Genomic DNA, 7,016 nt, shown 5'->3' with positions numbered 1-7,016 from the left:
CACCCTCGGCACGTCCGACCTGCGCGCCCTCGACCTGCCGCCCCCGGCCGTCCCGGCGGGCGCGCTCCGCTCCGGCGCGGCCGGGCGGGTCCTCGCGGGGCCCATGAGGCGCGGCGAGCCGCTCACCGACGCCCGCCTGGTCGGCGAGGGACTCCTGCGTGGCTACGGCCCCGGGACGGTCGCCGCGCCCGTCCGGATCGCCGACGCCGACACCGTCCGCCTGCTGCACTCCGGCGACCGCGTCGACGTCCTGGCGGGCCCACCGCCCTCAGGCCTCGACGACCTCCCCGGCCGAGACGACCGGTGGAGCGAAGCCCGAGTGATCGTGTCCGGCGTGCCCGTAGTGACCGTGCCCCGCCACGAAGACGAAGGCGGCCACGAGGGCGCCCTGGTGGTCCTCGCGACCGACCGCGCGCAGGCCCAAGCGCTCGCCGGCACACGCTCCGCCCTCTCCATCACCCTCACCACCCCCTGACCACCCCACGCCCGCCCCGGCGCGGCTCCGGGCGTTGCTGGGCGGCTCCGGGGGTTGCGGGGCGCTGTTGGGGGTCTGTGATCAGCGGCAGGCGCCTGGGCGCGTGGCGGAGGTTCTGGAGTGTGTTGGGGTGGGCTGGGGTGTGGCTGCGGGCGGGTTCGGGATCGACTTGGCGCGAGGGGTGAACTTTCATTACCATCCGTAGCCGTTCCGTCCGGCTCCGGCCGGACCGGGCATCAGTGATATAGCGCACGCGGGAGTGAGAACCCCCTCCGATCAGGGCAGACCAGGCGCGGATCGGCCGCGCCCCTCCCCGCGTGCCCAGAGCCGATCGCCTCCAGGAGCGCGTCCGACGGGACGCGCCCCGCCGACCCCCGGGAGCACACCATGGGCGGATTCAAGAAGTTCCTCTTCCGCGGAAACCTCGTCGACCTCGCCGTCGCGTTCGTCGTCGGCGCCGCGTTCGCCTCGCTCGTCAAGGACTTCGCGAACTCCTTCATCACCCCGCTGATCGCGCTGATCGGCGGCAAGCCCGACTACACCCGGCTGTCCCTGACGGTCGACGGCACGACGTTCCCGTACGGCGTCTTCGTCACCTCGGCGATCGCCTTCTTCATCACCTCGGCGATCGTCTACTTCCTCGTCGTGCTGCCGACCGCGAAGCTGATCGAGCGGATGGACCGCGGGAAGGAGGCCACCGAGCGCGAGTGCCCCGAGTGCCTCGCCGAGATCCCTATCAAGGCGCGGCGCTGCCGGTTCTGCACCTCCGAGATCGTCCCGCTGGCGCAGACCCCCTGACGGCTCAGTACTGGCTCTCGGTGCCGTACTCCCAGTGCCAGGGCTCGAACGGATTGCTGTAGGCCCACGCCGGGTGGAACCAGCCGTACTTCTTGGAGTTGGCCTTCAGCCAGTTGAACTGCACCGAGCCCTGGTTCTGCACCCCGCCGCAGACGTCGATGGCCTGCCCCTTGCCGTGGTTGCTGGTGCCGGGGACGGCCGCGAAGCCGGGGCGCCGCACGTACACGGACTGCTGCTCGGCCAGGCTCCGGTAGGAGTCCGTCAGGCACATGTCGCGACCGAAATGGGCCTTGTACGCCGCGTTCAGCTTGTAGAAGGCCAGCGCCGCGTCCGCGCGCAGCTCGCGTCCCTTCTGCGGCAGCGGGCACAGGTACTTCTGCGGGATCAGCCCGTTGGGGAACTTCTTGGCGTCGGCGGCGAGGCTCTTGTCGCATCCGAGCTCCAGCCGCTTGCTCTCGGGCAGCTTCTTGAGCATCGCGTTGAGCTGGTCGGTGAGCTGCGCGGACCGCTGCTTGAGCCCGTCGATGTCCTGCTGCACGCGGGTCTGCGCGATCGCGTTGCGGGACTGCAGGTCCTGCGCCGTGGACGCCAGCTGCTGGCGGCGCTTCTGCAGCGCGTCGGCACGGTCCACAAGCGCCTGCTGCGACCGGGCGAGCATGCTCACGTCCGCGGTGGCGCGCAGCGCCTCCTCCGGGTTCCCGCCGCCGAACACCGCCATCGACCCGGCGGCGCCGGGCTGCTGGTAGGAGGAGTTCGCGAGCCGTGCCAGCGGCTGCCGGATCTCGTTCAGCTGCGCCTCGGCGTCCGCCAGGTCCTGCAGCGTCGCCTTCAGCTTGCTCTGCGAGGCCGCCAGGTCCTTCTTGCGGCCCTCCATGTCCTTGGTGGCCGACTCGAGTTCGTCGCGAGCCTTGGCGGCGGCCTCGCGCAGCGACTTGACGTCGTCCCCGCCTTCGGCCGCCCTGCCGGCACCCTGCGGCACGAGCGTCGCCATCACCAGGACGGCCGCGGCCAGCGCAGCCGACCGGGGGTTCGGCACGGTGGTTTTCCTCCTGATGCCCGAATACGAACAGCGGCAGAACGCTACTACAGGTTCACAGCCGAACTGGGCGCAACCGGCTCAGCGACCTGTGTGACGATGCCGATGGCACCACTGGTCGAGGTACGGCACGCCCGACCACGGGCACGTCGGCCGCACGTCCGGCGGCCGCGTGGGCTTCGGGGTCGCCTTCTTCGTCGGCTCCGCCTGCGGCGTCACGACCCGCCGCGGCGCCTTCGTCTCCGCCTGCGGATCGCTCTCCGGCGGGACGTACTGCCCGAACGTCGGCTCCGCCGAGGGCGACGCCTCCGCGGCCCGCGGCGTCGGCGTCACCGCCCCGTCCGGCCGTCCCGAGGGCTCCTCGCGCAGCGACAACGCCACCACGGTCGCGAGCGCGACGGGCACCAGGAACGCCCCCGCGATCATCGCGAGGCGCCTCCGCCGAGGCGCGCGCGTCTCGGCGGCCTCCCCGGTCTCCCGGTCCTTCGGCTGCCCGCGATGCCGACCCGTCACGGCACCGAAGCGTACCCACACCGACCCCACCCGGCCTAGAGCGCACATAGGCCATCTCCCGCGCCTTTTGGCGCTCCCTTGAGCCCCGGTTGCCCCCATAACGGGGAGCGCCCAGTACGCCCCTTCCCCTACCCTGTAGGTGCCGTCCGCTACGCTCTTCCGGCGAGCGACGACATGCCTCCGTAGCTCAGGGGATAGAGCACCGCTCTCCTAAAGCGGGTGTCGCAGGTTCGAATCCTGCCGGGGGCGCCAGTGCGGGGGTTTTCCGGGGTGCGCGCCCCTTATTCGGCCTGGTCGGGGCGGTGTCCCGCCTGAGCGGGGCGGTGTCCGGCCTGGGCGGGGTGTTATCCGGCCTGGTCCAGGTGGGGGGCGGTGTCGTAGGACTCGCGGGCGTCGAGCAGTTCGTCCCAGTGGTGCTCGGCCCAGGCGCAGGCGGCCGCCATCGGTTCGAGCATGCTGCGGCCCAGCGGGGTCAGCTCGTACTCCACGTGCGGCGTGGCCTCGGCGTAGACGGTGCGCTTGATCAGGCCGTCGCGTTCGAGGGAGCGCAGCGACCGGGTGAGGACCTTGGGCGTGACGCGGCTCAGCGGCACGCGCAGTTCGGAGAAGCGGCGCGGCCCGCCCTCGAGGCAGCGGATGACGAGCCCCGCCCACTTGTCGCCGAACCGGATCGGGTTGAGCGAGGACGGGCACAGCTCCTCGAACATGTCGGCGGGCAGCGGTTCCCTCATGGCGCCACGATAGCCGGTATCCCGGAGGGAACCGCGGCCCTCGTTAACGTCGGCGGACCGGCCGGGCGCGCAGGGCTCCGGCCCTGGTGAGAGGCGGTTCGTCATGAACATCGTGGTCTTCGGCGCGGGCGGGCGCGCGGGCCGGCAGGCCGTCGCGGAGGCGCATCGGCGCGGCCACCGGGTCACCGCCGTGGTGCGCGACCCGGCACGCCACGGCGACCTCGCCGGCGCGCGGGTGGTGGCGGGAGACGTCACCGACGCGGACGGCATCGCGCAGGCGGCCGCCGGGCACGACGCCGCGATCAGCGCCGCCGCGGACCTGTCGGCGCCGCCGCACGACTTCTTCACCGCCTCGTCCCGCGCCCTGGCCACCGGGTTGACGAAGGCGGGGGTACGCCGGCTGGTGGTGGTCGGTCTCGCATCGATCCTGCCCGGGGCGTCCGGGGCGCCTTTGATGGACGAGCCCGGCTATCCCAACGAGTACCGCTCCTTCTACCTCGGTCACGCGGCAGGCCTGGAGGAGCTGAGGGCCGGCGATCTGGACTGGGCTTACGTGGCTCCCGCCGGGGACTTCGACCATGCCGGTGCGCGCACCGGCGCGTATGCGATCGCCGACCACGGGGACCCGGCCAGCCGGATCTCGTATGCGGACTTCGCCGTCGCCTTGCTCGACGAGGTCGACGCACCCCGGCACCACCGTGCGGCCGTCAGCATCCGGGAGACGTGATGCCGCGGGTGCACGACAGCCCCGCCGAGCACATCCGCCGGTTCTCGAGGAGACCGGCGGGCGGCCACGTCCAGGCGTGAACGAACTGCTGCTGACCACCCGGGGCCGGAGGTCCGGCGAGCTGCGCCGCACCGCGCTGGCCTACGAGCGCGACGGCGACCGGTACGTCCTGGCGGCGTCCAGGGCCTACCAGGGGCAGACCGTCAGGGAGATCCCTGTGGTCCTCGTGGAGCCCGTGACCGAATAGGGGTGAGCCCCCGCCCGGCCGTGGCGGGGGCTCACCCTGGCGGGGGACGGCGTCAGCCGTTGATCTTGGCTGCGGCGAACTGGGCGCCCTGGGGGACGGTGCCGTTCGTGGCGTAGGTGAGGTGGGCGGAGATGTCGGCGCCGTTCGCGCAGACGGGGTCGCCGAGGTTGCAGAACTCCTTGGCCTTCGGGCCGTAGAGGGAGCTGGCGGTGTTGATGGTCTGGCCGTACAGGCGCAGCGGGTTGCCGTAGACGACGACGGCCTTCACGCGGGGAGCGAGGTCCGTCGGGATGGTGCCGCCGGTGCCGAGCAGGGTCCTGATGCCGATCGCGATGTCGGTGACGCTCGCGCCCTGCGAGTATCCGCCGAGGACGAACGAGGTGCCCGGGCAGGACGCGGCGACGGACTTGACGTGGTTGCTCATGTCGGTGGCGCCGGGGCCGGCGCTGGTCTGCGCCAGGTCCGCGGCGTAGTTCACCGCGTAGGAGCTGACCGACTTGCCGGGCAGGTCGCCCTTGAGGGCGCTGACGAACGGCGTTCCGACGATGCCGAGGCCGGGCAGTTCGCCGCTGCCGCGGGCGAAGACGACGTCGACGTCGGAGCAGCTCGCGGCGGACGCGGGGGCGGCGGACAGGGTGGCCAGCCCGGCGGCGCCCACGGCACCGGCGAACGCGACGGCGGCGAGCCGCCGGAGGGACGGGGAGAGGGACATGCGGGCCTCTTTCTGCGCCGGGCCCCGATCGGTTCGGGGCCGGTCAGCGCAGGAACGTAGGGGCCCGGCGGGCGCTCCGGCATCGGCAGAATCACCGGCCGGCGCGGCGCACTGGCGATTTCCCCGATGCCGGGAGCAGGGCCGCGGCCGACACTGTGCTTCCCCCCGACCAGTGCTTCCAGGAGGCAACCGTGCGAATTCCCCTGCGCTCCCCGAGACGGCGGGCCACCGCCGCGGCCTTGGGGGCGGTGCTCTTCGGCGCGTTCATCGGCGCGTCGCCGTCCGCCCGCGCGGACGCGGACGACCCGGCCGTCAGCGTCCCGCCCGCGGGGAGCCACGGCTTCCCGTTCCTCGCCGCCGCCGAGGACCTCGGCTCGTACGGCTACACCGAGAACGAGTACTTCATCTCCGGCACCGCCCACTCGTACGCGAAGGCGGGGCTGTGGGGCTCGGACGGACGGTGGAGCGTGCGCGAGTCCGGCAGCGCGGCGTACAAGACCCGGCTGCTCGTCCGGCGGCCCACGGACCCGGCGAAGTTCAACGGGACGGTCGTCGTCGAATGGCTGAACGTCAGCGGGCAGCTCGACCTGTCGCCGGACTACTGGTTCGAGCGGGACGAGCTGCTGCGCGAGGGCTACGCGTGGGTGGGCGTCTCGGCGCAGGCGGTCGGCGTCAACGGCGGGCTCGGCGAGATCCACGGCCTGAAGGGCTGGGATCCCGAACGGTACGGGACGCTCGTCCACCCGGGCGACGCGTACTCCTACGACATCTTCTCGCAGGCCGGGCGGGCGCTGCGGGCACCGGACGGCCCGGACCCGCTCGGCGGGCTGAAGGTGAAGACGCTGCTCGCGGACGGCGAGTCGCAGTCGGCCGGGTTCATGACGACGTACGCGGACGCGGTGCAGCCGGTGGCGAAGGTCTACGACGGCCTCATGATCCACAGCAACAGCGCGGTCGGCGCGCCGATCAGCGGCGAGCTGGCCGACACGCTGACGATGCCGAACCCGTCGCGGATCCGCACGGACCTGCCGGTGCCGACGTTCGTGGTGCTGACCGAGACGGACGTCCCGCTGGCGTCGGCGGCGCGGCAGCCGGACACCGGCAGCGTCGTGCACTGGGAGCTGGCGGGCACGTCGCACGGCGACCAGTGGGCCTACGACCTGGGTGATCCGACGCTGAAGAAGTCGGCCGGGTCGGCGGCGCCGCAGGCGGACTGCACCGCGGGGACGGCGCCGTTCAACGACGGTCCGGGCCACTACTCGATGAACGCGGCGCTGCGCCACCTGGCGTCGTGGGCGCGGGGCGGGGCGCGGCCGCCGAGCGGCGCGCCGCTGAACACGGCGCTGCGCGACCCGCGTACCGGGCTCGCGACGGGCGGCGTCCGGCTGCCGGACATCACGGTGCCGACGCGCACGCTCACCGGGCTGCGGCACCTGGGCCTCGGCGACGGGGTCTTCTGCGGCCTCTACGGCGCCCGCGACCCGTGGAACGGCGACACGGACGGGTGGGACGAGCACGACGCGGGCGACCCGTCCAACCCGTCGTTCCCGCCGGTCGCCGAGCCGGTGCTGAGCCGGCTGTACCCGACGCACGCCGGGTACGTGGCCAAGGTGCAGGCGGCGGCGCAGCAGTCCGTCGACGGCGGGTACCTGCTGCCGGAGGACGCGGCGGCGATCGTGAAGGCCGCGCAGGACTCGTCCATCGGCGGCTGACCCGGGGTGGGCGACACCGGCCGGCGCGGGCTCTCGGCCATCGACCGCCCCGCGCCGGCCGGTGC

General features: G+C 73.0%; 8 protein-coding genes, 1 tRNA gene and 1 pseudogene. 6 read left to right on the top strand and 4 right to left on the bottom strand.

Annotation, left to right across the window (positions count from 1 at the left end):
* Together F9B16_RS51905 and mscL are read left to right on the top strand one after the other, a co-directional pair.
* Positions 1 to 475, top strand: a pseudogene (locus tag F9B16_RS51905) (Flp pilus assembly protein CpaB); the annotation flags it as partial.
* Positions 476 to 862: 387 nt separating this feature from the next.
* Entirely contained in the window at positions 863 to 1,273 is a 411-nt protein-coding gene (gene mscL, locus F9B16_RS48170) for a large conductance mechanosensitive channel protein MscL (protein ID WP_151546972.1), read from the top strand.
* Between the two features lie 4 nt (positions 1,274 to 1,277).
* Here mscL and F9B16_RS48165 read toward each other — a convergent pair whose 3' ends face one another.
* Both F9B16_RS48165 and F9B16_RS48160 read right to left on the bottom strand, forming a co-directional pair.
* A complete protein-coding gene (locus tag F9B16_RS48165) occupies positions 1,278 to 2,309 on the bottom strand; it encodes a D-alanyl-D-alanine carboxypeptidase family protein (RefSeq protein ID WP_151546971.1) in 1,032 nt (343 codons plus the stop codon).
* Between the two features lie 81 nt (positions 2,310 to 2,390).
* A complete protein-coding gene (locus F9B16_RS48160; RefSeq protein WP_151546970.1) occupies positions 2,391 to 2,822 on the bottom strand; it encodes a hypothetical protein in 432 nt (143 codons plus the stop codon).
* Positions 2,823 to 2,998: 176 nt separating this feature from the next.
* Here F9B16_RS48160 and F9B16_RS48155 point away from each other — a divergent pair.
* A tRNA-Arg gene (locus tag F9B16_RS48155) sits at positions 2,999 to 3,074 on the top strand.
* 92 nt (positions 3,075 to 3,166) lie between these two features.
* Here F9B16_RS48155 and F9B16_RS48150 read toward each other — a convergent pair.
* Positions 3,167 to 3,553: a winged helix-turn-helix transcriptional regulator gene (locus F9B16_RS48150; RefSeq protein WP_151546969.1), complete on the bottom strand. Its 387-nt coding sequence runs from the start codon at positions 3,551 to 3,553 to the stop codon at positions 3,167 to 3,169.
* A gap of 103 nt (positions 3,554 to 3,656) precedes the next feature.
* Here F9B16_RS48150 and F9B16_RS48145 point away from each other — a divergent pair, with 103 nt between their 5' ends.
* Both F9B16_RS48145 and F9B16_RS54315 read left to right on the top strand, forming a co-directional pair.
* Positions 3,657 to 4,280 (top strand): NAD(P)-dependent oxidoreductase, encoded by a 624-nt coding sequence (locus tag F9B16_RS48145; protein ID WP_151546968.1) that lies wholly within the window; start codon positions 3,657 to 3,659, stop codon positions 4,278 to 4,280.
* Complete coding sequence (locus F9B16_RS54315; RefSeq protein WP_225992623.1) at positions 4,198 to 4,527, top strand: nitroreductase/quinone reductase family protein; 330 nt, start codon at positions 4,198 to 4,200, stop codon at positions 4,525 to 4,527. Before F9B16_RS48145 ends, F9B16_RS54315 begins: the two co-directional genes overlap by 83 nt.
* 52 nt (positions 4,528 to 4,579) lie before the next feature.
* Here F9B16_RS54315 and F9B16_RS48135 read toward each other — a convergent pair whose 3' ends face one another.
* Positions 4,580 to 5,239 (bottom strand): cutinase family protein, encoded by a 660-nt coding sequence (locus F9B16_RS48135; protein WP_151546967.1) that lies wholly within the window; start codon positions 5,237 to 5,239, stop codon positions 4,580 to 4,582.
* Positions 5,240 to 5,430: 191 nt separating this feature from the next.
* Between F9B16_RS48135 and F9B16_RS48130 the strand changes: the two genes are divergently transcribed.
* Entirely contained in the window at positions 5,431 to 6,951 is a 1,521-nt protein-coding gene (locus F9B16_RS48130; RefSeq protein WP_151546966.1) for an alpha/beta hydrolase domain-containing protein, read from the top strand.
* The last annotated feature ends 65 nt before the right edge of the window (positions 6,952 to 7,016 follow it).

It is taken from the genome of Actinomadura montaniterrae (assembly GCF_008923365.1).
Lineage (GTDB): Bacteria > Actinomycetota > Actinomycetes > Streptosporangiales > Streptosporangiaceae > Spirillospora > Spirillospora montaniterrae.
Note: the sequence above shows the minus strand (reverse complement) of the source record. Positions and strands in the feature narration are given on the sequence as shown.